Consider the following 22,208-nt stretch of genomic DNA (forward strand, 5'->3'; position numbering starts at 1 on the left):
CAGTTAATTAACTCATTAAATGTTTACTGGCCCAGATCGAAAATGACGACCTCCTTGACGTATACGAAAAAAGATTCCGACGCCAGCACGACTCCTTCGTCAGACAGCTGCTGGAACAGTGCTCGCTGATACTGACGAAAAACAGAAAGATCGGCTTCATTTTCAAACCACAGGCTGGAAGTGCCTTCGTATACCGCGATGTCTGGCCCGAAATAGGACGTTACTCGGTCACCCTCGGGAAGGTATCTGGAGCGAGTGTGCCGACGTAGCACCTTTTGGAAGTCCGGGTATTGATTGGCAACCGTGTCGTGAGCTGAATCCCAGGCGCTGAAAAAGGCCTCCAGTTGCACGGTTGGGTTCTTCTTCAGGAAGACGATCGCCTTCCATTTGGAGGGGGCGGCACCGGCATTGGAAATCTCGACTTCATCCATCAGCTGAGCGGCCTGTTTTGACAGGTCGGCGAAGTTTTTTGCATCAGGCCCAACAGTTTGTTGGGTATAGGGATCGCTGAAGGTGTGAATCAAACCTGACATGTCATCAAAAAATAATTCCGTGACGGAGTCCCGGTGAAATGTTTGTGTGTAGGCGTTATCAGAGTCAACGCCGAAAGCTGAGTCGATGACATGATTTTGCACGTATCGTTTGACGCCTAAAGGTTTAGCCCGGGCGATTTCTCCATGCTGGTGTTCTATATAGTTCAAGAACTCAGCATGCGTCATGCCGGGTTTGCGGCGTACGGCAGCTAGCATTTTAATCATGAGGGCACTCGCGTCTGGTTGGGGTTGATGGCATTGGTCTTATCTTTCTAAACATCGAATGCGCTTTTGCAGGCGGTATTCACCGTGGTGATGTTTTAGAAACAAGATAAGACCAACGTTGTCCTCCAAACCAATCAGGGTTTCTGCTAGCAGGTATCACGTAAGAACATGCTTGATGCGTCTTTACCTGGCTGAGGCCTCTGCCAATGCTCTGAGGATAAGCCTCGGCACCTTCCACTGCCTGACCCGTCCGGCGAAAAAACATATTGCTAAGGCTGGCCTGCGGTCTTGGTGGAGACAATTTTGCCGTAATTTTCTGCTGGCGGTGTCTCGACCACCAACGTACGTTCTTTGCGACACTTGAACTTCACCCCTTTGCGCGGCGCCATGACTCTGGCCGTCTCCATGCACATTGCCTTGGAAGCAAAGGTTGGCCCTGGTTGTCGTTCATCGACACAGCCTTCGAAGCCACTGCAGATCGTCATCACAACAAAATAGACAGTCATCATCTCGGTGTCGCTCCATTGAGTGATGCGATTGATTACTTCCTGTAGTCCAGGTCGGCGGCCTGAACGTTTTGCGGGGGTTGCCTGCGGATGATGAGCTTCGATTTGAACCCCCAGCAATGGCACATGGGTACCGTGCGTCGGGAAATTGTCACTGTATTAATTTATTTTTATTTGATCGCTTTTTGTGCCAATAAGTTGGCGTCATGCGGGCTGAAATGGACGCTTTGAGGAGCCGTTCGGGATAGCCTGCAGGCACCGATATTCAGGCGTTAAAAAGGAAAAGGGTGGGATAAAGGAAAATGCCGCTCAGTTAAGAAACGAAACCTGTGGGAACGGGCTCGCTCCCGCTGGAAATTCCCTTTACCCACAAAGAACCTGATGGCAGCAGAACCGACTATCCTTTCGGAACACTGCATTCTTGGCAAAAAGGGACGTCATGCCTGACTTTGATCGCGCCACCGGCCCCAGACACGGCATCACATGCGGTGATCGAACCTGTTCGATTGGGCCCAGGTTTCCAAGATCCTCGTTACTCCGGATGGCTTCAATAACGGTTTCCTGTCTTTTCATGGCAACTTCTGCATACAGCCAGGACCTGTCAACCGCAGCGGGGCTCGAAAACACCACGGTCACGGTGATGCAAGCGCAGGAAATCGTTTCCAAGGCCACCCTCGGTGCCGTTCGTTGGAGCGGCCCTGTATCCGGCCCGCAAGCCCAGCGGGGCAAGAGCATCGCGCTTGTCGCAGAAGATTTGCGTAACGGCGGCATTGTCGGTGTCGCGCAGGGCGCCCGGGAGGCCGCCAGCGCGTTGGGCTGGACGCTGAAGATATACGATGGTGCCGGCTCATCGGCCGGGCGCGCAAAGGCCTTTTCCGATGCCTTGGCCGCGAAGCCCGACGGCCTTATCCTGTGCGGCTCCGATGCCCTTGAGAACAAGGCGGCGCTGCAGCTCTTCGCCAACAAGGAGGTACCGGTGGTTGGCTGGCACGCTGGGGCACGCCCGGGGCCGATTGACGGCACACCGGTGGCGATGAACGTCACGACCGACCCGCTTGAAGTGGCGCGCCTCACGGCCATGGCGGCAGTGGCACAGTCAAGCGGACGCGCCGGCGTGGTCATCCTGACCGACTCCAAGTACAGCATTGCCATGGCGAAAGCCAAGGTCATGGAGGACGTCATTCGGGGCTGTCGAGAATGTACGTTGCTGGAGGTGCGCGATGTGGCGATTTCCGAAAGTGGCGAGAAGATGCCGGCGATCACCAAGGAGCTGCTTCAGCGCTATGGCAAACGCTGGACCCACACGCTGGCCATCAACGACATCTATTTCGACTACTCGATTGCCTCGCTGACCAGCGCCGCCATACCCAGTGACGGCATCAACCTGCTGTCTGCCGGTGACGGCAGCGCTTCGGCTTTCTTGCGCATACAGGCAAAAACCTACCAGACCGTTACTGTGGCCGAGCCGCTCAACCAGCATGGCTGGCAAGTGATGGATGAATTGAACCGGCTGTTTGCAGGTCAGCCAGTGAGCGGCTTCGTCGCGCCGATTCACTTGGTCAATGCCGACAATATCGCCTTCGATGGCGGGAAAAAATTCCAGTACGATCCTGACAATGGCTATCGAGACATCTATCGCCACCAATGGAATCCCTGACGTTGGATATGACTTCCCGGTTTGGACGCCAGCTATTGCCACAATCGCTGCGCGCACAATTCACTCTGGCGTTCCTGACGTTGGCGCTGCTGATCCTGGCAGGCGCCGCCACGGCGGTCTACGCGTTGCGCACCTCTAATAGCGCCACTCGCCAGCTGACGGATGAACGACTGGTCCGCATGCAAAATGGGCAAGACATGGTGCAGCGCACCTTGTTGATCGAGCGCCAGACTGACCAGCTTCTGACAACCCGTTCCCCGGACATCCTGCGTTCAAGCTATGCGGCAACCGTCGAACAGCTTGAAGCCCTCGATCAACGGGTGCAGCAACTGACTGCCGCGAACAGTGGCGTGGCGATACTCGACATGCATCAGTCGAGTCAGATGTTCCGCAATACCGCCAACATCGTTGCGCAGCTGCGAGAAAGCCTGCTGCAAACCGAGGTCACCTTCGCGCAGGCCCTGGAGGATCGCACCGCCCGATTGACGGCGACCCAGACCCGGGCCAGCCTGGAGCTGGCGGTGCTGCTTTTCGATCTGCCGCAGGCAGTTGACAGTGAGGCCGTGCAACGGCTGCGGGCCCGATATGAGCGCCTGCCACGTACCGCTGACACGTTATCCGATGTTGATGTGCAGACGTCGGATCTCTTCTCCTTGCGCCAGACGCTCATCAATCAACACAACGTCTTGCAGCGCTTCAATGAGCAACTCAAGAACGAGGCCGAGGTCCTGGTTTCGGTGGCCCGTACGCAATCGAACGCCTACACCGAAGACTATCGCGAAGCCGTGCAGCGCCTGGTCGAGGCCTCGAATCGCAGCCAGCAATGGGTGCTGATCATGCTGGGCGCCAGCCTGGTGTTCGCCTGGTTCGTGACCCGGGTGTTCATGGGTCGTCATGTGCTCGTGCGCCTGAATGAAATAAGCCGGCAATTGCGTCAGGAACACACGGACAAAACGCATTTGATGATGGCCGACCATGGGAAGGACGAGATCGGCAACATGGCGCGCGCGGTGAACCAATTTCTCGAAGACCGGCTTCAGCTGGAGAAAAGAACGGTTCAATTAAGTATCGCCACAGAACGGCTCGCCGTGCAAAACAACCGATTGGAGCAAGAAGCCATCGTCCGTGCCGGACAAGGTCATGTCCTGGAACTGATCGCCAGGAGCACCGAGCTTGCAGAAGTGCTCGATAGCCTGGCGCACCTGGTCGAGTCCCAACTGGAGGGCATGAAGGTCTCCATCCTGCTGCTGGATGAGGAGGGCAAGCACCTGCTGCACGGGACTGCACCCAGTTTGCCGAAAGCCTATAGCCAGCTCATCGACGGAATTGAAATCGGTCCGAACGTCGGTTCATGTGGTACCTCGGCGTATCGACGAGAGCCGGTCATCGTCACGGACATCGAGCAGGATCCACTGTGGGAAGCGTACCGTTCACTCGTTGCGCCCTATGGGTTTCGCGCCTGCTGGTCGACGCCGATCCTGTCCCATGAGCGAAAGGTCCTGGGCACGTTTGCCTTGTATGCCAACACCGTGCGCAGCCCCAGCGCGGCCGAGACGAAACTGATCGACATGGCCACACCGCTCGCCGGTATTGCGATAGAACGTCAACAGACCGAAAAGCGCATTCGCTTTATGGGCGACCATGACGCCCTGACCGGGCTGCCGAATCGTACGCTGCTCGAAGACCGCCTCAAGCAGGCGATGCTCTATGCCCAGCGCTACAACCGGCTGGTGACAGTGGTGTTTCTCGACCTGGACAAGTTCAAACTGGTGAATGACAGCCTTGGGCACAGTGCCGGGGACGAACTGCTGAAAACCGTCGCCCAGCGCATGCTGGGGTGTGTACGGCGTACCGACACCGTGGTGCGACTGGGCGGCGACGAGTTTGTGATCATCCTGTTCGACCAGCCCTCGGACCTGGACGGCGTGACGCCCGTCCTGCACAAAATCCAGGAAGCGATCCTGCGGCCGATTCAACTCAGCGGCCATACGCTCCACGTCACCTGCAGCATGGGGTTGGCCACGTACCCTACCGATGGCACCGACACCGACACGTTGCTCAGCAATGCGGACGCCGCCATGTACCGGGCCAAGGAACTGGGGCGCAACAGCTTCCAGTTCTATACGAGCGAGATGAATAACAAGGTCCAGGGCAAGCTCGCCATGCAAGACGGGCTGCGAAGCGCACTCAACAATGACGAGTTCCTGCTGTTGTACCAGCCACAAGTGGATTTACGGTCAGGTCAGATCATCGGCGTGGAGGCATTGATCCGCTGGCAGCATCCCGAACTCGGCATGGTCTCTCCCATCAAATTCATTCCTCAGGCCGAAGAGACCGGGCTGATCGTGCCCATCGGCGACTGGGTGATTCATACCGCCTGCAGACAGAACAAGGCGTGGCAGGATGCCGGTTGGCCGCCGATCACCATGTCGGTGAACATCTCGGCTCGCCAGTTCATCGAAAGGGACCTGATCGACCGGATCATGCATGCCTTGCAGGAAACCGGGCTGGACCCGATGTACTTTGAGCTGGAGCTGACCGAAAGCCTGATCATGCAAGACCTTCAGCAAGCCATCAGCAAAATGAAGGCCCTGCAAGCCATGGGGATCAGCCTTTCGATCGACGACTTCGGCACCGGCTATTCCAGCCTCGCCGCATTGAAAAGCTTCCCGATCGCGAGGCTCAAGATCGACCAGTCTTTCGTGCGTGATCTACCCAACAACGAGAACGACAAAGCCATCGCCACCGCCGTGATTTCGTTGGGGCACAAGCTGAACCTCAAGGTCATTGCCGAAGGTGTCGAAACCGAGGAGCAGCAAACCTTCCTGCGTGAAAACGGCTGCGATGAAATTCAGGGGCACTTTTTCAGCAAGGCGGTCAGCGCGCAGGAAATCAGCCGGTTACTGCGTACGTCCGGAGTGTCTGAACCAAGCCGCCTTGCCAGTCCAGGTTCGGTCAGGCAAAAAAAACGCGATGTAAAACACCCGAGCGGTCCAATGTCCGGGCATTGATGATTCTGCCTTTCTGTATTTCCGGGGGAGAGGGTATCACCGGATCTCAGGAAGCATCCTGCTCATAGCTGCAACCCACGTAGAGATCGCTGTCCTTGTCTTCCGTGGAGACCACTCGCAGGCTAGCGCCGTTACCGAGGCTGCGCTGATAGTCAACGTAGCCGTCGGTATCCAGGGTCTTTTTCAATTTCAGGGTGCTGGCGAGCTTTTCTGCATCGGCCTTCGGGCTGCTGCTTTTGGCCTGGAGAAAGAAGCTGAAGCGGTCGGTCATCACCAGAGTGGTCGACGACACGCCGTGCACCGTCAACGCCGGGGTGGCTTGCCAGGCGCCACCGCCCCACGGGCTGTGCGCTTCATCCTTGGAGAGCGTCAGTTGCTCGGCGTCAACCAGGTCGTTGAACTCGCCCACCTGCTGCGCATTGGCCTGGCACTGCGCCAGGGCCTTGAACAAATCGCTGTGGCTCGGGCCAGCGGCCGAAACAGTAAAGGTGGACAGACACCCGGCCAGGGCGACGAGACCAAGAGAGATTTTCATGCCGACATCCTTGTTTCAGTTGAATAACAGGTGATGGATACCCGAGGTCAAGGGCTGCAGGCTTCGGGAATGAACGTGCTGCGCGGCTGGACACGGGCCTGCGCTGCAGGTCGGGAGCTTGCCATTGCTGACTTGAATATGCCATCAGGTTATCCCTGAGGATGGACTGTCGTAGAAACCACTTTTGTGCTCATTTCTGGCACTGGTAAGTCGGCGAGATAACGGTCGGCATGACCAGCCCACAGACCACCGCAGCACTGACAGCTTGCTGGCGGCTTACCGAACCCAGCTTGCGTCGAGCATTGAGCAGGTGGAAGTCGATCGTGCGTTCGGAACAGGTAGGGATGTGGCTGACGCAGGCGGGGGAGTGGTGTTTGTCCATAAACGGATCGCTCTAGTTGTAGCAGGAATGAAGCAGTCGCAGCACGGGGAAAGAAGGGGCGCATGCCCCTTCCGGGTGGATCACTTGTGCACGTGACACCGGATGAAACTGCGGAACAGGTCCAGGCCGTTTTCGGTGAGGATGCTTTCAGGGTGGAACTGCACGCCCTCCACCGGCAGGTGGCGATGGCGTACGCCCATGACATAGCCGTCGTCCGTGGATCTGGACGTGATCTCCAGGCAGTCGGGTAACGGCTGCTCGCTGATCATCAACGAGTGGTAGCGGGTCGCCCGAATCGCATGTGCCTGGGTGTGATCATAGACGCCCCTGCCGTCGTTCTCGATCGTGCTCACCTTGCCGTGCATCACGTGTGGGGCCCGGCAAACCTGGGCACCGAAGGCCAGGCCGATGGCCTGGTGACCCAGGCACACACCCAACAGCGGCAGGCGCCCCTGAAAGTGCTTGATCACTTCGATGTAGCCCACATCCGCCGGATGCCCAGGCCCAGGGCCCAGCACGCAGAAATCCGGCGAGAACGCTTCAATGCGCTGGATGAGATCCGGTACGTCGTGACGCTCGACGTGGGTTTCCAGCCCCAGTTGTTCCAGGTACTGGCTGATGATGAAGACGAAGCTGTCATAGGCGTCGATCAAGAATACTTTCACAGTGCGATCTCCTGGCCGGTCACTGCCCGATAGACGGAACCCATCTTGTACAGCGTCTCTTTCCACTCAAGCGCTGGCACCGAATCAGCTACCACTCCGGCGGATGCACGCAAGTGGTACGTACCCTCGTCGAAGACCGTCGAGCGAATGCACAATGCGGTGTTGACGCTGCCATCGAAACCGACCAGGCCAAGGGCCCCGGCATAAATGCCCCGGCGGTTGCTTTCCATCCCCTCGATCAGCTCCATCGCCCTGACCTTGGGTGCGCCGGACATGGTGCCCGCGGGGAACGAGGCCTTGATCACGTCGTAGGCATCCAGGCCCGGGCGCAGCAAGCCGCGAACGTTCGACACCATGTGGTAGAGGTGCGAGTACTCTTCCACCAGCATGAACTCATCGACCTCCAGCGAGCCGGCCTGGCACACGCGACCGATATCGTTGCGACACAGGTCGATGAGCATCAGGTGTTCGGCGCGCTCCTTCTCGGAGCGGGTCAGCTCCAGGACCAACTGAGTCGGATCGACGCCAGGCTTCTTGCCCACGGTGCCGGCGATCGGGCGCATCTCGATCAAGTCGTCCTTGATCCTGACGAACAGCTCGGGGCTGGCGCCGATCAGGTCGATGCCGCCTACGTGGGCCAGGTACATGTAGGGGGAAGGGTTGCGCAGGCGCAGGTTCTGGTACACATCGAACGGCGAAACCTGCGAGCGGATGCGAATCTCATGGCCGAGCTGGATCTGGTAGACGTCGCCGGCGCGGATGTGCTCCATCGCCACTTCGACACGCTCGACGAATTGCTCCGGGGTCACCGTGCGCTCTTCCTCGAAGGCCTCGGGGTAGGGTAGCGGAGCCAGCGCCTCGGCTGCCGGGGGTGTGCTCAGGAAGGGGTAGTCCTCCAACGTACGGGGCGACCAGAGATCGTGGTTGTTGATCAGGGTTTCGACGATGCCATTGCTGTGGAAATAAACCAGGGTCTGATAGACCGACAGGGCAATGAGCGGGTAGTCGTAGGTCTGTTTGGCCAGATCGGGAAGTCGCTCGATCAGGCGAACGCAGTCGTAGGCGAAATAGCCGAAGAAGGCCAGGCTGGAAGGGGCATTGGACGCAGGCTGGAACGTTGCCTGGATAGCCCGGAGAAGGTTCCACGCCGCCTCGCTGTCGGACAGATGGATCTTGTGTTCCTGGTCGACCTGCATGCCCGCTTGCCGCAGGCTGGCGGACAAATGTTCACACAGGGCGGCGCAGCCTCGCAGTTGGGCCTGGCCCTCATTGATACACACTTCGAAAAGCGGTTCGAGCCCGACGATCGTCGCCCGGCGATCACGGCTTGGGCCGGACAGTGATTCAAGAATGAAAACAGACTCACGACCCAGTTGTTCCAGTGCATTTTCATATATGCGAAGTGCATCCGTAGGTCGACGTTCTTCGCGGCGAAGAACATTCACGCCAATTAGATTTTTATTCACGGTTAATACCATATTCAAGGTGTAACGATTCAGGCGCTCGATTAAGAGAGCGCCACGGGAATATAAAGCGCGCAGGCACTTTAAATACGTGTTGACGGATATTCTGAATAGACGGGGCGGACGCTGTTTATGTCGCACGCACTAAAAAGCTTGCAATGGATTGCAGCCAATGGTTGCGCAGGGCACAAGGCGCGAGCGCCTTCGATTTCAGAGGGGAAAGATCAGGACGTTGCTGGCAGGCAGCAGACAGGCTCCGGTCTTCGCTAGATTAGCGACGCCAGGTATTGCTTTTGAAGATGGCCAGAATGGCCCGGGAACAGCTGTCGGGATAGCTGTGGGAGGAACTGATAGCAGAAAGGTGATAGTACATTTTTAGACATCCCAGTCTTGGCTAAGCACTGCGGGAATAATTGGCAGTGCGGCGAAATTATCAGCGAGCCCTGAGGCTGTCAACTGCTGAGGGAATATTAATCTTTCATTCACTTTTGAATGTCGACGAGGCGAAGAGCTATCCCTGCGCGTATGTAACCGCGCGTGCTTTTAACAAGAAGCTCGTGCGCGCACAACTGCGAGATAGCGCAGCTGGGTATTTATAAGTTCTGTCCTGCGGCCCATTCAATTTCAGAAGGGATAACTGTCATGCCATTGAAATGGTGGTCTGCTGGGGTTCGGCCTGTGGTGTTCCTGCCGGCGACCCTGGATAACCTGCTCCAGCAACTCCCCGATGCACGCGGCGAGTTCATCGAGGACTGCGGGTATGTGCTCTATCTTGAACGGGGCGCCGAGGTGGTGGCGGCCATTACACGGTTCATTGCGACGTCCAGGGTTTAGGACGATTCATTCTTCTACCCCCGCAAGAGAAACAACACCAGCGCCACCAGGCAGGCCGTCGTCTGAATCCCACCCAGCGTCGTGACCGGCGCGAAGCTCAAGACGGAGGCCAGCCAGGTGGTCAGCGCAGCCGCACCCATGGAGAGAAACCCCAGCAGCGCGGAGGCCATCCCGGCTTCTTTGCCGAAAGGGCCCATGGTGATTGCCGTGCCGAGCGGATTGGCCAGGCCCATGCCCCACAGGAAGGTGATCATCGAGAGGGCATACCACCCAAGACCAGGTGCGGCTGGACCCACCAGAAGCAGGCCGCCGCCGATCATGGCGCAGGCAATGCCCGCGAGCGTGATGATCCGCGCGCCATAACGATGCGCCAGGCGCGGGGCCGCCATGCCGGCTGCGAACACGACGAATACCGTCGCGGCAAAATACAGGCCGGTCTGCAACGAGGTCAGGCCGATACCTTGCATCAGGATGGCGGGCGCCGCCGCGAAGGAGGCGAACAGGCCGCTCATCAGCAGGCTCATTGAAAGGGCTGGGAGGATGAAGCGCTTATCCAGCGCCAATCTGCCATAGGCGAGCACCACGCTCTTGGCCGAGTGCGGCGCCCGGCGATCGGCGGGATGGGTTTCTCCGAGGTCGCGCACGTAGAAAAAGGCCAGTACCACGGCGGCCAGCCCCACCAGGATGAAGATGGCACGCCAGCCGAGTGTGACGGACAGGACGCTGCCGGCCAGCGGCGAAAAACCCGGCGCCGCGGCGGTGGCGATCATCGTCAGCGACAGGGCCCGGGCGAGCGTCTCGCCTTCAAACAGATCCCGTGCGATGGCACGCGACAGCACCGAGGCTGCACACACGCCGAGCGCCTGGACGACGCGTCCGGCGATCAGCACATCAAGGGTGGTGGCAAGGCCGGCGATGACGGTGCCGACCACGAACACTGAGAGGCCGCCGAGCACCAGTTTCTGCCGCCCGTAGCGGTCGGCCAGTGGCCCGACCACCAACTGGCCCAAGGCGAATGTGATGAAGAAGCTGGACAGCGTCAGGCCGAGCTCGCGCGCGGTCACGCCCAGGTCTTCGCCGATATCCGCAAACGCCGGGAGAATGATGTTGGTAGACAGCATGCTGATCGCCGCCAGGCCTGCAAGCAGCGCCACGACTTTGCCGGTCAATGGTTGGGTGGAGGCGTGCGGTTGCGTAGCGGCAATTGCCAATGAAGTTCTGGCTTCCATACAGCCTCTCCTGTGTTTGGTTGGCGGGCAAAGACGTTGATTGCCAAACGCCAAGACTGTGGTTCGCGATCTCGGCGCCGTGACGTAGGCTTGCACATGACGCTCATAATATTTTCATGAATATGATGATCGTAATCTCTTGCGTCAAGTTAAATATCTGGCGCGCGCAGGCAGGATTCACTGTTGCCAATAAGTGGGGGGCGAGGTAGAGCGGATGGGGAAGGTGTGAGGTCGACGCTTTTCAAGCGTCGTGACCTCGGTATCAGGTAGGTCCGGATCGAACGATGCCCTAAACGGCCGTCTGAATACAGTCACCACAACGTTCCTATCGGTGCAGCCGCGCTCGGGGTGTTCATCGAGTGGTTCGCGACCCTGCTGGGGCCTTGCCTTGAGCGCCGAGCCGTTGGGGCGGCTTTGATGCTACAGTCCGGCCTTTCCTGGGGGAGGGGCGCGTCATGCGGATCGTAGTAATGGCTTTGGCGATGGCGCTGCTGGGCGGATGCGCCACGGCCAACGAAACCTTTGGCATGGGACAGCTCTGTGGCCGCCATCCTTACTGCGGTGCGGCGACCGATATTGAAATCATCAAGGCTTCGACGAATGACAACGACGTGTATTCACGCGCGCTGGCACCTTTTGCAATCGTTGATCTTCCTTTCAGCATCGTCGCCGATACGCTGATCCTGCCTTATACGATTTTTCATATGAGGCCTGCCGAGGAGTAGTGGTAGTGCCTCGACGGCTTGAATCCAAAACCCAAGGCGGCCGACCGCATTAATCGCCTGTTTTCTGCCGTTTCATCCTCGTCCAATCAACACGTACGATGGCGCAACGCAGCACCTGTAATTGTCCTGAGCTCAAGGCAATCGCCAGTAGAATTAGCAAGATGAGCCCCCAATCAGAGGGGCTTGGGTATTGGCCGAGGATCGCCATTGAACTGAAGATGCCAAACACCGGGATCAGCAGTGACAACGGCGCTACGCGTGACAGTGGGTATTCACGCAATAGCAGGTTCCATCCCCAGTAACTGAAATGCGTCGCGGCGTAGACCTGGAACGCGAGCGAAAGCAACGTCGTTGCATTGAGCTGCGAAGGGAGTGCGTTGAAGGGCGCTGAGCCATGCAACAGCCACGTCAACAGCAAGAGCGGGATCGGTGCAAACAAGCTGGCCCACACCACGAAAGCGAAGACCTCACGCACCTTCGATACTTTGATGATCACGTTGCCGATGCTCCACGCCATTGCGCTGCCAATGACGAGTGCGAAACCGGCCTTCGACGAGTCGCCAGGGCTGCACAGTACGATCCCTCCCAAGCCTATGGCTGCCAGCAGGCTGCCAATCCGTTGAGGCTGCCCCAGGCGTTCGCCAAAGAAAAGTACACCCCAGCCCAGAGTGAAGAATGCACTGCACTGGATCAGCAGCGACGCTGTACCGGGTGGCACCCCCATGGCAATTCCCTGGTTGATCAACGCCCACATGGCCACGCCAAAGATCAGCCCGTAGGCGGCCAGCCATCGGAAGGCAACGCGTGGACGCTCCACGAAAAATACCCAAGGCAAGGCGGCCAGCGCGAAACGCAACGCAGTCAACAGCAGCGGATCAATGCCGGCAAGTCCGAGTTTTGTCACGGGGAAATTCAACCCCCAGACGGCCGTCACCAGAATGGCGAGTAATAGATGCTTCTTTTGCATTGTCAGTCTTTCTCCAGCGCAGAACGGAAGTGTTCGTGCGTGAAGAATATGCAAGCAATTGACCTGGCCTGCTTTCAGTCACAGGCCAATATTCATTAGAATCGGGCCATGCGAGAAACCACCCTACATACCTACCAGAACACACCGCGCGATGCCGTCGTGACCGAACGTGGCTACGCAGACGCAACGCTGTTCCCAATGCATCACCATCCACGTGGTCAGTTCGCTTATGCCGCAAGCGGGGTCATCACCGTGTTTACCGATGACGGCAACTGGGTCGTTCCGCCCCAACGCGGTATATGGGTTCCGGCGCAACTCGCCCACTCCATGCAGATGCGTGGCCCCGTTACCCTGCACAACACCTATATCCGCAAACAAGCGGCCCAGCGGCTGGGGTTGCCGGGGCAGTGTCAGGTATTGGACGTGTCGCCGTTGTTGCGGCAATTGCTGGTCAAAGCAATCGATGTGCCCGCGCGATATGCCATCCAGGGACGTGATGGGCATTTGATGGGGCTGCTGCTCCATGAGATCGCCAGCATGCCCGCGCTTTCGCTCAATGCCCCGTTGCCGGCAGAACCACGCCTTGCGATGGTCTGTCGCGAGTTTCTGACCCAGCCTTCGCTGGAGGTTGGTATCGACGATATGGCCTGCCGTGCGGGGATGAGTCGCCGGACGTTTACCCGCCATTTTCGACTGCACACCGGAATCAGTTATCTCCAATGGCGACAGCAAGCCTGCCTGCTCGAAGCGATCGTTCGTCTGGGGAAAGGTCAGCCGGTCACCGAGGTCGCCATGGCGTTGGGTTATAGCAGTTCAAGTGCGTTCACAACGGTTTTCAAACAGCTGCTGGGGGAAGTCCCCAGTCGCTACTTCCCGGTGTGACAGGCTTAGGGCGCCAGTTAAGGTTCTGGGCAAGAATGCGCCTTGGTCTCCGGGGTTCGCCAGCTGGCTTAGCGAGTAGCCGTTGCTGGAGCAAGACTTCCTCGTTGCACGCCAGGTCGGTCATCCGCTGACCGAGGCCCAACGCTGGACGAGGATGACCTGACAGTACTGCCCCGGCGGTTCAAACCCCGGGGATAGCCTCGCGGACGAAGTCTTCGTAGGTGCGCAACGGACGCCCCAGGATCGCCTGCAGCCGTTCCACGGTTCCTTCAGCAGCCTGCATGCCAAATGTCTGGATACCGGACATCATCAGGCGCATGTCATAAGCCAGCCAGGCGGGACCGTACGCGGCCAATTGTGCTTCGAAGGCGGCCACATCGTCACCGCCGTAGGCGATCTCGCGACCCAGGGCGGAGCTCCAGATCTTCGCCGCGGCGGCACCGGTCAGTGCTTGTGGGCCGACCAGCTCCAGGGTTACACGGTCCAGGGCCGAAGGTGCCTTGTCGCGTCGCAGCAACTCGGCAGCGGCGATGTCGGCGATGTCGCGGGCATCGATCATCGAGACGCCCTTCGAGCCGATCGGCATCGGGTACACCGAGTAGTTCTGAATTGTCTGCTGGACCATCAATTCGTTTTGCATGAAGTAAGCCGGACGCAGGATGGTTGCGGCCATGTCGAGGCTTTCGATCATGCGCTCGACCGTATGCTTGCCGGTGAAGTGCGGTACGTGGGTGAACTTGTCGGCATGAATCACCGACAGGTAGACGATGCGCTCGATGCCAGCCTCGCGAGCGAGGTTCAAGGTGATGAGGGCTTGTGTCACCTCGTCGGGCGTCACGGCGTTGAGCAGGAACAGCGTCCGCACCGACACCAGCGCGTCGCGCAGCGAAGGGACGTCGGTGAGGTCGGCAACGACTTCAGTGACGCCCGCCGGGAAGGTGCCCTTGCCAGGCTGGCGCACGAGGGCTTTGACCTCGGCGTCCGCGTTGGCGAGGCGTTGAATGATGAGTGAACCGAGGGTGCCCGTGGCGCCGGTAACGAGAATGCTCATTTTGAATCTCCTGCATAAGAGTGGGTCAGGTCCGCCACTGCGTTGTCGGCCCGTTGCGATGATCAAACGATATTCCGTTGCAGAAACAAAACGAAGACGCCAGGATGTAGACACTCCGTTTCAAAAGTGGAACAGCATGAACCTGAACGCGCTGATCGATTTCACCCTCGTCGCAACGAACGAGGGGTTGGGCAAGGCAAGCCGTGCGAGCGGAATAGCCAAGGCAACCTTGTCGCGCCGCATTGCCGACCTTGAGGAGCAATTGGGCGTCAGGCTGATCGAGCGCAGTGCGCGTGGTCTGAAACTCACCGAGGCTGGAGAGCTGCTGCTGAGCAGGGCCGAAGGGCCGTTGGCCGAGGTGGCGGAAGCCATGGCGGCGGCGAAGGAGGGCGTATCGACGCCTCGCGGACGCTTGCGTGTCGCTGCCCCGGTCCTGTTCTCGCAGCTTGCGATGGGCGGCATCGGCGCAGCGTTTTGTGCGGCTTATCCTGACGTCACGATCGAGGTCATTTCGGAGGATCGCGTGGTCGACCTCGTCGAGGAACAATTTGATGTCGCCGTCCGGATCAACCCCAGCCCGGACAGCAGCTTGGTCGGCCGCTGCTTCGCCAAGGACCGCCTGGTGGTGGTGGCCGCGCCGGGATTACCTCGGCCTGCACCCGGGGCCATTCGGTCAGTTCCCGGTATTGTGATGTCCAGTTTCGAGCCCACCCATTGGGCACTCGATGGCGGTCACCTGATTCTGGAGCCGATCCCCAGGCTGCGCTTCTCTTCGTTCCTGATGATCCGCGATGCAGCCATCGCCGGTGGTGGGGCTGCCCTCATTCCACAGTCCATCGCATGGAACCAGTTGGCCAGTGGCGAGTTGGTCCAGTGGGGCACGGTATCGGGGAAAGAAGCCGAACTCTGGGTCTTGCACACGTCCAGGCGTCTTGCTGCGCCGAAGGTTCGCGCATTTGTCGATTTCATGTGCGCCAGGTACCCGGACATGGCCCTGACGCTGAAAGGATAGAAAAAGGCAGGGAGGTGCGCGCTGGGCCGGTGATGGGTGCGGCAGCCTCGCAGAAGTACCGCTAAGCTCACCTCCATTGAGGGGACAAAAAAAGTCCCCCTAGGGATGCCAACATCTCTGGCAAGGGAGCCGCTAGCCATGAGTGCCGAACAGAGCCACTATCCCCAGGCCACCATTCTGGTGGTCGACGACACGCCTGATAATTTGCTGTTGATGACCGATCTGCTCAAGGATCGCTACCGGGTCAAGGCTGCGAACAGCGGTGAGAAGGCCCTGCGAGTGCTGCAGGGTGGCTCGCTACCGGACCTGATCCTGCTTGATGTGATGATGCCTGGGCTGTCTGGTCACGAGGTGGCGGGCCAGCTCAAGCATGATCCGCGCACCTGCGACATTCCAATCATCTTCCTCACCGCCCTGGCGGCGATCGAGGATGAGATCCATGGCTTGGAGCTGGGGGCGGTCGACTACATCACCAAGCCGATCAGTCCACCGTTGGTTCTGGCGCGAGTGGATACCCAGCTCAAGCTCAAGGCTGCGGCGGACTTCCTGCGTGATCAGAACGACTATCTGGAGAAAGAGGTGCAGCGGCGTACCCGCGAGGTCATGGCCATCCAGGACGTGACCATCCAGGCCATGGCCTCACTGGCAGAGACTCGCGATAATGAGACCGGCAACCATATCCGGCGGACCCAGCACTACGTGAAGGTCCTCGCCGAGCGGCTGCGCGACCATCCTCGTTTCAGGCATTTTCTCAACGACGAAACGATCCGCCTGTTGTTCAAGTCGGCGCCATTGCACGACATCGGCAAGATCGGCATTCCTGATCATATCCTCCTCAAGCCGGGGCGCTTCACCCCAGAGGAGTTCGAGATCATGAAGACCCATACCACGCTGGGACGCGATGCTATCCAGCGTGCCGAAGACCAACTGGGTGTTGCGGTGGACTTCCTCAGCCTGGCCAAGGAGATCGCCTACAGCCACCAGGAGAAATGGGACGGCAGTGGATACCCGCAGGCGTTGGCGGGTGACGACATTCCCATCAGCGCCCGGCTGATGGCGGTGGCGGATGTCTATGACGCCCTGATCAGTCGACGGGTTTACAAAGAAGGGATGCCCCACGAGGAGGCCGTCGAGATCATTCGTCAGGGGCGAGGCTCGCATTTCGATCCAGACATTTGTGATGCCTTCCTGGCTCATGTCGAACAGTTCCAGGCCATTGCCGAGCGTTTCGCCGACAGCGATCAGGACATGGCTAAGCAGTTGGCTGCCCTGAAGCGTATCGCCCAGGAACCTTGAACGAAGCACTACCAGCAACGTTCGCCAGCTTCTTCATTGTGGTCATTGGGGTATGTCATGGTCAAATTACGCACTCTGCTTGAGCGTCTAGCGCTTCGCCATAAGCTGATCCTCGGCTTTGCCACGCTACTGCTATTGGTCTTGGTACTTGGCGTGCAAAGCCTGCGTACTCAAGAGTCGCTGAAGCGAGACATGCAGAATCTCTATAGCCAGGAATTGGTGGGCATGGAGCACCTGCACGAAGCCCGAGTGCAACTGCCGCACCTGGTGCAGACACTGCAGCGTGCAGTGGGTACGGACAGCGCGGACGTGCGCATCGAGTCGCTGCAACACTTGCATGACACTCAAACCCTACTACACCGGTCGCTGGCCGAGGCCAAGGTAACCCTGAGGCGCCCGGAAAACCTGGCGCGCCTCGCCGAGTTCGATGTGCTGCTGCAACAGTTGCTGCGGGAGGCAGAGCGGGCCTTTGCATTGATTGATCTGGGTCGCCAGGGCCAGGCATTGTTGCTGCTCAACAGCAGCGAGTTCCAACGCCTCGATCGGCAGGCCGATGCCCTGTTGCACGCAATCGCTGAGGTCAAGGAGGCCTCGATCCGCGACACCTCCAAGGACATCGCCGACTTTGCCGAGCGCAGTACAACGCTGACCTACATGTTGCTGCTCGGCGGCTTGGCGCTGGCGCTACTGCTTTGCTGGCTGGTCAGCCAGTCGATTCGCAACCCGCTCAATCGAGTGAGGGCGGCCGTGGACCAGTTGGCTGCAGGAAAGCTCGACCAACCGATTCCGCACACGGACTTGAACAACGAGACCGGCGACCTGGCGCGGGCCATCGCCAAATTGCAGATCGAGTCTCAACAATTGGAGCGCCAGCGGTCGGTCAAGGCACAAATCGCCGAGTTGCAGATCGACCTGCAGCAGGCAGGGGCGCCTGGCGAACTGGCGCAGGTGTTCCTGCAACATATGGCGAACCAGCTCGGTATTTGCCAGGGGGTTCTTTACAGCGTCCACCCGGACTTCACCAGACTGGTGCTGATGGGCGGCTATGCCACTGATTCGGAGCGGCCACCGCAGGCGCAAGTCATGTTCGGCGATGGCCTGCTAGGCCAATGCGCAGTCGATCGCCAAGCCCGCCAGATGCAGGCGCTGCCGGAACAATACTGGCACCTGCACTCGCAGCTCGGCGAGATTCCAGCCACTTGTCTGTTGCTACAACCGATCCTGCGTGGCGAGCGGCTGCTGGGCGTGCTCGAACTCGCCGGATTAAAAGTCTTGGATGATGAACAGTCACTGCTGCTCCAGGAAGCCGTCCCTCGCCTGGCAGCGGCGATGGCGATCCTGGAACGTAATCAGGCCGTCCAGGCATTGCTGGAGGAGACCCGTCGTCAAGCCGATGAAATGGCCGGGCAAACGCTGCTGTTGGAGCATCAGGCTCAGGAGCTCGAAGCCCAGCAATCGGCACTGCGCGCCACCGAGGCCTGGTACCGCGGGATCATCGAGGCAGCACCGGACGGCATGCTGGTGGTGGGCGCTGACGGACGCATCCTGCGGACCAACCAGCAATTGGATCGGTTGTTCGGCTACAGCGCCGGCGAGTTGGTGGGCGAGGCTATCGAGCGTCTGGTGCCGGTCGCGAGTCGCGGTCGCCACGTTGAGCTGCGCAATGGCTTCATGGCCCATGGTGATACTCGGCAGATGGGCGCCGGCCTGGACGACCTGCAGGGTGTGCGCAAGGACGGCAGTCTGTTTTCGGTGGAGATCGGCCTGTCGCGCCTGCCGAGCCTGGAAGGCCGGGGGGTATGCGTGTGCGCCTCGGTGCGCGACGTCAGCGAGCGTCGCCAGTTGCAGGCAGCGCTCAAGGTCAGCGAAGCACAATTGCGCGCGGTACTCGACAGCAGCCCGGTAGCCATGCTGATCAGGGACATTGAAGGCCGTCCGACCTACTGCAATCCGCAGTTTGAACACCTGTTCGGCGTCGATATCGTTCAACTCGAAGGGATCGATCCGAGGCGCTTCTGGGTCGATCATCAGGCACACCAGCGCTTCGTCGAGGCGGCGGAGCAGGGTGCGGTGATTAACTTCGAGGCTACTTTCCAGCGTAGCGAGGGGGAGCGCTTCGATGTGCTGGTTTCGGCGGTGACATTGGAGCAGCGCGAGCGAGTGATTCGCGCCAACTGGTACTTCGACATTACCGATCGCAAGGCCGCCGAGGCTGAGGTGCACCTGGCGAGAGAGATCGCCGAGGAAGCGACGCGGGCCAAGAGCGACTTCCTGGCCACCATGAGCCACGAGATCCGCACCCCGATGAACGCCATCATTGGCATGAGCCACCTGGCCCTGCGCACCGAGCTGGACCATCGGCAGCGCAACTACATCGAGAAGGTACACCGCTCGGCGGAAAATCTGCTGGGGATCATCAACGACATCCTGGATTTCTCCAAGATCGAGGCTGGCAGGATGCACCTCGAGTACATTCCTTTCCACTTGGAAGACGTGCTCGACGGCTTCGTCAGCATGATTGGCCTGAAGGTCGAGGACAAAGGCCTGGAGCTGCTGTTCAGCACCCCGGCGGGGCTGCCGACGGCGTTGATCGGCGATCCGTTGCGCCTGGGCCAGGTGTTGATCAACCTGGGCAACAATGCGGCAAAGTTCACCGAGCAGGGCGAGGTTGTGGTTGGCGTGGAGCGACTGGGTACCGGCGAGGAGCAGGCACAGTTGCATTTCTGGGTGCGCGACAGCGGCATCGGCATGAGCCCCGAGCAGTGCAGTCGGCTGTTCCAACCCTTTAGCCAGGCCGATAGTTCCACCACTCGCAAGTACGGTGGCACCGGTCTGGGCCTGGCCATCTCCAAGCACTTGGTGGAGCTGATGGGCGGACGTATCTGGGTGGAGAGCGAACTCGGTCAAGGCTCTATCTTCCATTTCGAGGTGAGCCTCGGCGTGCAGCGCGACGCTCAGCCGCGGCGCATGTTTACTGCTGATGAGCTACTCGGCGTTCGCGTGTTGGTGGTCGACGACAACGCCAGCGCGCGCGAGATTCTCTCCAGCATGGCGCGCAGTTTTGGCGTTGAGGTGGACGTGGCGCAGAGTGGGCGCGTGGCGTTGGGGATGCTGGTGGAGGCGGAACGCAAGACACTGCCCTATGACCTGGTGTTGATGGACTGGCGCATGCCCGGCATGGACGGCGTGGAGACGGTGCGTCAGATGCACGCTGCCAATCTGGCGCAAACACCGTCTGTCATCATGGTCACCGCATTCGGGCGCGAAGAGGCACGTGAGGAGGCTAGCCGGCACGGTATCCAGTTACCGGTGGTGCTGACCAAACCGGTGACGCCGTCCACGCTGCTTGAGGCGATCGGCACGGTGCTCGGCAAGCCCCCCCAGGCCGATACCCGGGCCGGCGAACGATCTGGACAGAGTGCCAGTGCCGTGGCCAGCCTGCATGGCGCCCGGCTGCTGCTTGTCGAGGATAATGAGCTGAACCGCGAGTTGGCCTGCGAACTGCTGGAGAGCGCTGGCATCGAGCTGTGCGTGGCCATCCATGGTGAAGACGCACTCGACCTGTTGGCGCGCGATGATGATTTCGACGGCGTACTGATGGACTGTCAGATGCCGGTCATGGATGGTTATACCGCAACCCGCAGGATTCGCGAGCAGTCGCGTTGGGCTGGGCTGCCAGTGATCGCCATGACCGCCGACGCCATGGCGGGCGACCGCGAGCGGGCCTTGGCCTGCGGCATGAACGACCATATCTCCAAACCGCTGAACGTCGAGGGCATGTTCGTCACCCTGGCCAAGTGGATTCACCCCAGGCCTGGTCGTACTGCCCATGTGACCGAAGTCTCACCGCTCTCCAAAGTGGTCCCCATGGGGCTGCCCGTCGAACTTGCCGGTATTGATCTGGCGGCTGGCCTGGCCACCTGTATGGGCAAGGTCGAACTCTACCTGCGCCTGCTGCGCAAGTTCGGCTCCAGCCAAGGTGCTTTCCGAACCGAGTTCTTGGCCGCACGAGGCGGCGAAGATCCTTCGGCGGCAACACGACTGGCCCATACCCTGCGTGGCACTGCGGGTAACATCGGTGCCAGGGCCGTTGCGGATGCTGCCATCGCCCTGGAGCAGGCTTGCCTGGCCGGCGCCCAGGAGCAGGTCGTGGCTGCCGGGTTGTTGGCGGTGGAGCATTGCCTGAATCAGGTATTGGAAGGGCTGGCGGGGCTAGCGGACCCGCAGTCATTCAGCGAGCCGCTGCCCGTGTCGCATTCAGACGCAGAGTTGCAGGCGCGGTTGGCCCAAGTCAGGGACTTGTTGGCCGAGAGTGACACGCAAGCGTTGACTGTCCTGCACCCGTTACCGGGGCTGACGTCAGATCCCAGGTTGGCCGAGCAGTTGCGTCGGGTCGTCCAGCATGCCGAGCGCTTCGATTTCGACCAGGCGCTGGAACTGCTGGAAAACCTGACCGGATTGAGTCAAAAGGCCGCGAGGTGATGACGTCGGAAGCGTTCAGGCATGAGGCGATCCTGCTGTCGCTTTACGATTCGCCGGCAACAAGTCTCAACTTGTGGCAGTCAAACGGTCCAAGTATTTCGCCACTCGCCGAACGTACCTCCATCGGCATGAGGGCCTGCCCGGATGTGTTGTCCAACAGCACGGAACGCGTTTCTCCCGGCTCGAACAGGAAGCGTTCGCCCCACTGTCGCAGGCTGACCACGACCGGAAAGATTTCCCGGCCTTTGTCCGTCAGGACGTACTCCTTGTAGGCGCTTCCATCGGACGCGGGTCGAACGTCGAACACACCGACCTCGACCAACGCTTTGAGTCGCGAAGCCAGAATGTTCTTGGCCACGCCCAGGCTCTTCTGAAATTCGCTGAAGCGGCGAATGTCGTCGAATGCGTCGCGGATGATCATGAGCGACCAGCGATCGCCAATCACGTCCAGTGTCCTGGCTACCGGGCATTCGCTGTTTTGCGGTGAAGCGTTTTCCATTTTATTGACCTTCTGAAAAAGGATCGCAAGTCCGGTCGATGTCTGTGGTTGCAAATTGAAACCTGATCGGGTGACAATCCAGTCAGGTTTTTAATTGAAACCAGTTTAGCGCCAAGGAGGCGTGCATGACAGCAGATGCCGACTGTTTCACCCAGCAGCCTTCGGGAAATCACCCTGGTGGGGGCACGTGCTCCCGCGTAGGAGCTGTCGAGCGAAGCGAGGCTGCGATCTTTCCCCAGGCACATGAATCCCAA

At 59.5% G+C, this 22,208-nt stretch carries 17 protein-coding genes and 1 pseudogene; 8 read left to right on the forward strand and 10 right to left on the reverse strand.

Features of this window, described 5'->3' with window-relative positions:
- Positions 1–23: 23 nt before the first annotated feature.
- Positions 24–758, reverse strand: coding sequence for an EthD domain-containing protein (locus tag AD662_RS11950; RefSeq protein WP_053187456.1), 735 nt, complete (start codon positions 756–758; stop codon positions 24–26).
- Positions 759–1,027: 269 nt separating this feature from the next.
- Entirely contained in the window at positions 1,028–1,267 is a 240-nt protein-coding gene (locus AD662_RS11955) for a hypothetical protein (RefSeq protein WP_018600403.1), read from the reverse strand.
- 634 nt (positions 1,268–1,901) lie between these two features.
- On the opposite strand from AD662_RS11955, the gene AD662_RS11960 reads away from it, so the two are divergent.
- Complete coding sequence (locus AD662_RS11960) at positions 1,902–2,921, forward strand: substrate-binding domain-containing protein (protein WP_053187612.1); 1,020 nt, start codon at positions 1,902–1,904, stop codon at positions 2,919–2,921.
- Entirely contained in the window at positions 2,909–5,932 is a 3,024-nt protein-coding gene (locus tag AD662_RS11965; RefSeq protein WP_053187458.1) for an EAL domain-containing protein, read from the forward strand. Before AD662_RS11960 ends, AD662_RS11965 begins: the two co-directional genes overlap by 13 nt.
- A 46-nt stretch (positions 5,933–5,978) precedes the next feature.
- Here the strand turns inward: AD662_RS11965 and AD662_RS11970 are convergent, their stop codons facing one another.
- From AD662_RS11970 to AD662_RS11985, 4 genes and pseudogenes are all read right to left on the reverse strand, one after another.
- Complete coding sequence (locus AD662_RS11970; protein WP_018600409.1) at positions 5,979–6,467, reverse strand: hypothetical protein; 489 nt, start codon at positions 6,465–6,467, stop codon at positions 5,979–5,981.
- Between the two features lie 190 nt (positions 6,468–6,657).
- A pseudogene (locus AD662_RS11975) lies at positions 6,658–6,822 on the reverse strand (helix-turn-helix transcriptional regulator); the annotation flags it as partial.
- Positions 6,823–6,929: 107 nt separating this feature from the next.
- Positions 6,930–7,514 (reverse strand): anthranilate synthase component II, encoded by a 585-nt coding sequence (locus AD662_RS11980; RefSeq protein WP_018600413.1) that lies wholly within the window; start codon positions 7,512–7,514, stop codon positions 6,930–6,932.
- Complete coding sequence (locus tag AD662_RS11985; protein WP_053187467.1) at positions 7,511–8,980, reverse strand: anthranilate synthase component I family protein; 1,470 nt, start codon at positions 8,978–8,980, stop codon at positions 7,511–7,513. The genes AD662_RS11980 and AD662_RS11985 overlap by 4 nt, the downstream gene beginning before the upstream one ends.
- 639 nt (positions 8,981–9,619) lie before the next feature.
- Here AD662_RS11985 and AD662_RS11990 point away from each other — a divergent pair.
- Positions 9,620–9,811: an alpha/beta fold hydrolase gene (locus AD662_RS11990; protein WP_053187470.1), complete on the forward strand. Its 192-nt coding sequence runs from the start codon at positions 9,620–9,622 to the stop codon at positions 9,809–9,811.
- Between the two features lie 14 nt (positions 9,812–9,825).
- Here AD662_RS11990 and AD662_RS11995 read toward each other — a convergent pair whose 3' ends face one another.
- Positions 9,826–11,040 (reverse strand): multidrug effflux MFS transporter, encoded by a 1,215-nt coding sequence (locus AD662_RS11995; RefSeq protein WP_018600421.1) that lies wholly within the window; start codon positions 11,038–11,040, stop codon positions 9,826–9,828.
- A gap of 455 nt (positions 11,041–11,495) precedes the next feature.
- Between AD662_RS11995 and AD662_RS12000 the strand changes: the two genes are divergently transcribed.
- Positions 11,496–11,765: a YceK/YidQ family lipoprotein gene (locus AD662_RS12000; RefSeq protein ID WP_053187474.1), complete on the forward strand. Its 270-nt coding sequence runs from the start codon at positions 11,496–11,498 to the stop codon at positions 11,763–11,765.
- A gap of 49 nt (positions 11,766–11,814) precedes the next feature.
- Here AD662_RS12000 and AD662_RS12005 read toward each other — a convergent pair whose 3' ends face one another.
- The gene (locus AD662_RS12005) at positions 11,815–12,732 is read right to left on the reverse strand and encodes an EamA family transporter (protein WP_053187477.1); all 918 of its coding nucleotides are present in this window, start codon (positions 12,730–12,732) and stop codon (positions 11,815–11,817) included.
- A gap of 108 nt (positions 12,733–12,840) precedes the next feature.
- On the opposite strand from AD662_RS12005, the gene AD662_RS12010 reads away from it, so the two are divergent.
- Positions 12,841–13,614 carry an AraC family transcriptional regulator gene (locus AD662_RS12010; RefSeq protein WP_053178983.1) on the forward strand — a complete coding sequence of 258 codons (774 nt, stop codon included), beginning with the start codon at positions 12,841–12,843 and terminating at the stop codon, positions 13,612–13,614.
- Between the two features lie 181 nt (positions 13,615–13,795).
- On the opposite strand, the gene AD662_RS12015 is transcribed toward AD662_RS12010, so the two are convergent.
- Positions 13,796–14,665, reverse strand: coding sequence for an NmrA family NAD(P)-binding protein (locus tag AD662_RS12015; protein ID WP_053187480.1), 870 nt, complete (start codon positions 14,663–14,665; stop codon positions 13,796–13,798).
- A gap of 136 nt (positions 14,666–14,801) precedes the next feature.
- Here AD662_RS12015 and AD662_RS12020 point away from each other — a divergent pair, with 136 nt between their 5' ends.
- From AD662_RS12020 to AD662_RS12030, 3 genes are all read left to right on the forward strand, one after another.
- Complete coding sequence (locus AD662_RS12020) at positions 14,802–15,677, forward strand: LysR family transcriptional regulator (protein ID WP_053187483.1); 876 nt, start codon at positions 14,802–14,804, stop codon at positions 15,675–15,677.
- A gap of 138 nt (positions 15,678–15,815) precedes the next feature.
- Positions 15,816–16,973, forward strand: coding sequence for a response regulator (locus AD662_RS12025; protein ID WP_053187486.1), 1,158 nt, complete (start codon positions 15,816–15,818; stop codon positions 16,971–16,973).
- Positions 16,974–17,030: 57 nt separating this feature from the next.
- Positions 17,031–21,455 carry a response regulator gene (locus AD662_RS12030; RefSeq protein WP_053187490.1) on the forward strand — a complete coding sequence of 1,475 codons (4,425 nt, stop codon included), beginning with the start codon at positions 17,031–17,033 and terminating at the stop codon, positions 21,453–21,455.
- Positions 21,456–21,498: 43 nt separating this feature from the next.
- Here AD662_RS12030 and AD662_RS12035 read toward each other — a convergent pair whose 3' ends face one another.
- Positions 21,499–21,954, reverse strand: coding sequence for a winged helix-turn-helix transcriptional regulator (locus AD662_RS12035; RefSeq protein WP_018600437.1), 456 nt, complete (start codon positions 21,952–21,954; stop codon positions 21,499–21,501).
- Between the last annotated feature and the right edge of the window lie 254 nt (positions 21,955–22,208).

Origin of the sequence: Pseudomonas kilonensis (assembly GCF_001269885.1) — a bacterium.
Taxonomy (GTDB): domain Bacteria; phylum Pseudomonadota; class Gammaproteobacteria; order Pseudomonadales; family Pseudomonadaceae; genus Aquipseudomonas; species Aquipseudomonas kilonensis.

Coding starts and splice junctions, on each gene's coding strand:
- AD662_RS11950 (WP_053187456.1), bottom strand. CDS start 758: ATGATTAAAATGCTAGCTGCCGTACGCCGCAAACCCGGCATGACGCAT.
- AD662_RS11955 (WP_018600403.1), bottom strand. CDS start 1,267: ATGATGACTGTCTATTTTGTTGTGATGACGATCTGCAGTGGCTTCGAA.
- AD662_RS11965 (WP_053187458.1), top strand. CDS start 2,909: ATGGAATCCCTGACGTTGGATATGACTTCCCGGTTTGGACGCCAGCTA.
- AD662_RS11970 (WP_018600409.1), bottom strand. CDS start 6,467: ATGAAAATCTCTCTTGGTCTCGTCGCCCTGGCCGGGTGTCTGTCCACC.
- AD662_RS11990 (WP_053187470.1), top strand. CDS start 9,620: ATGCCATTGAAATGGTGGTCTGCTGGGGTTCGGCCTGTGGTGTTCCTG.
- AD662_RS11995 (WP_018600421.1), bottom strand. CDS start 11,040: ATGGAAGCCAGAACTTCATTGGCAATTGCCGCTACGCAACCGCACGCC.
- AD662_RS12000 (WP_053187474.1), top strand. CDS start 11,496: ATGCGGATCGTAGTAATGGCTTTGGCGATGGCGCTGCTGGGCGGATGC.
- AD662_RS12005 (WP_053187477.1), bottom strand. CDS start 12,732: ATGCAAAAGAAGCATCTATTACTCGCCATTCTGGTGACGGCCGTCTGG.
- AD662_RS12010 (WP_053178983.1), top strand. CDS start 12,841: ATGCGAGAAACCACCCTACATACCTACCAGAACACACCGCGCGATGCC.
- AD662_RS12015 (WP_053187480.1), bottom strand. CDS start 14,665: ATGAGCATTCTCGTTACCGGCGCCACGGGCACCCTCGGTTCACTCATC.
- AD662_RS12020 (WP_053187483.1), top strand. CDS start 14,802: ATGAACCTGAACGCGCTGATCGATTTCACCCTCGTCGCAACGAACGAG.
- AD662_RS12025 (WP_053187486.1), top strand. CDS start 15,816: ATGAGTGCCGAACAGAGCCACTATCCCCAGGCCACCATTCTGGTGGTC.
- AD662_RS12030 (WP_053187490.1), top strand. CDS start 17,031: ATGGTCAAATTACGCACTCTGCTTGAGCGTCTAGCGCTTCGCCATAAG.
- AD662_RS12035 (WP_018600437.1), bottom strand. CDS start 21,954: ATGGAAAACGCTTCACCGCAAAACAGCGAATGCCCGGTAGCCAGGACA.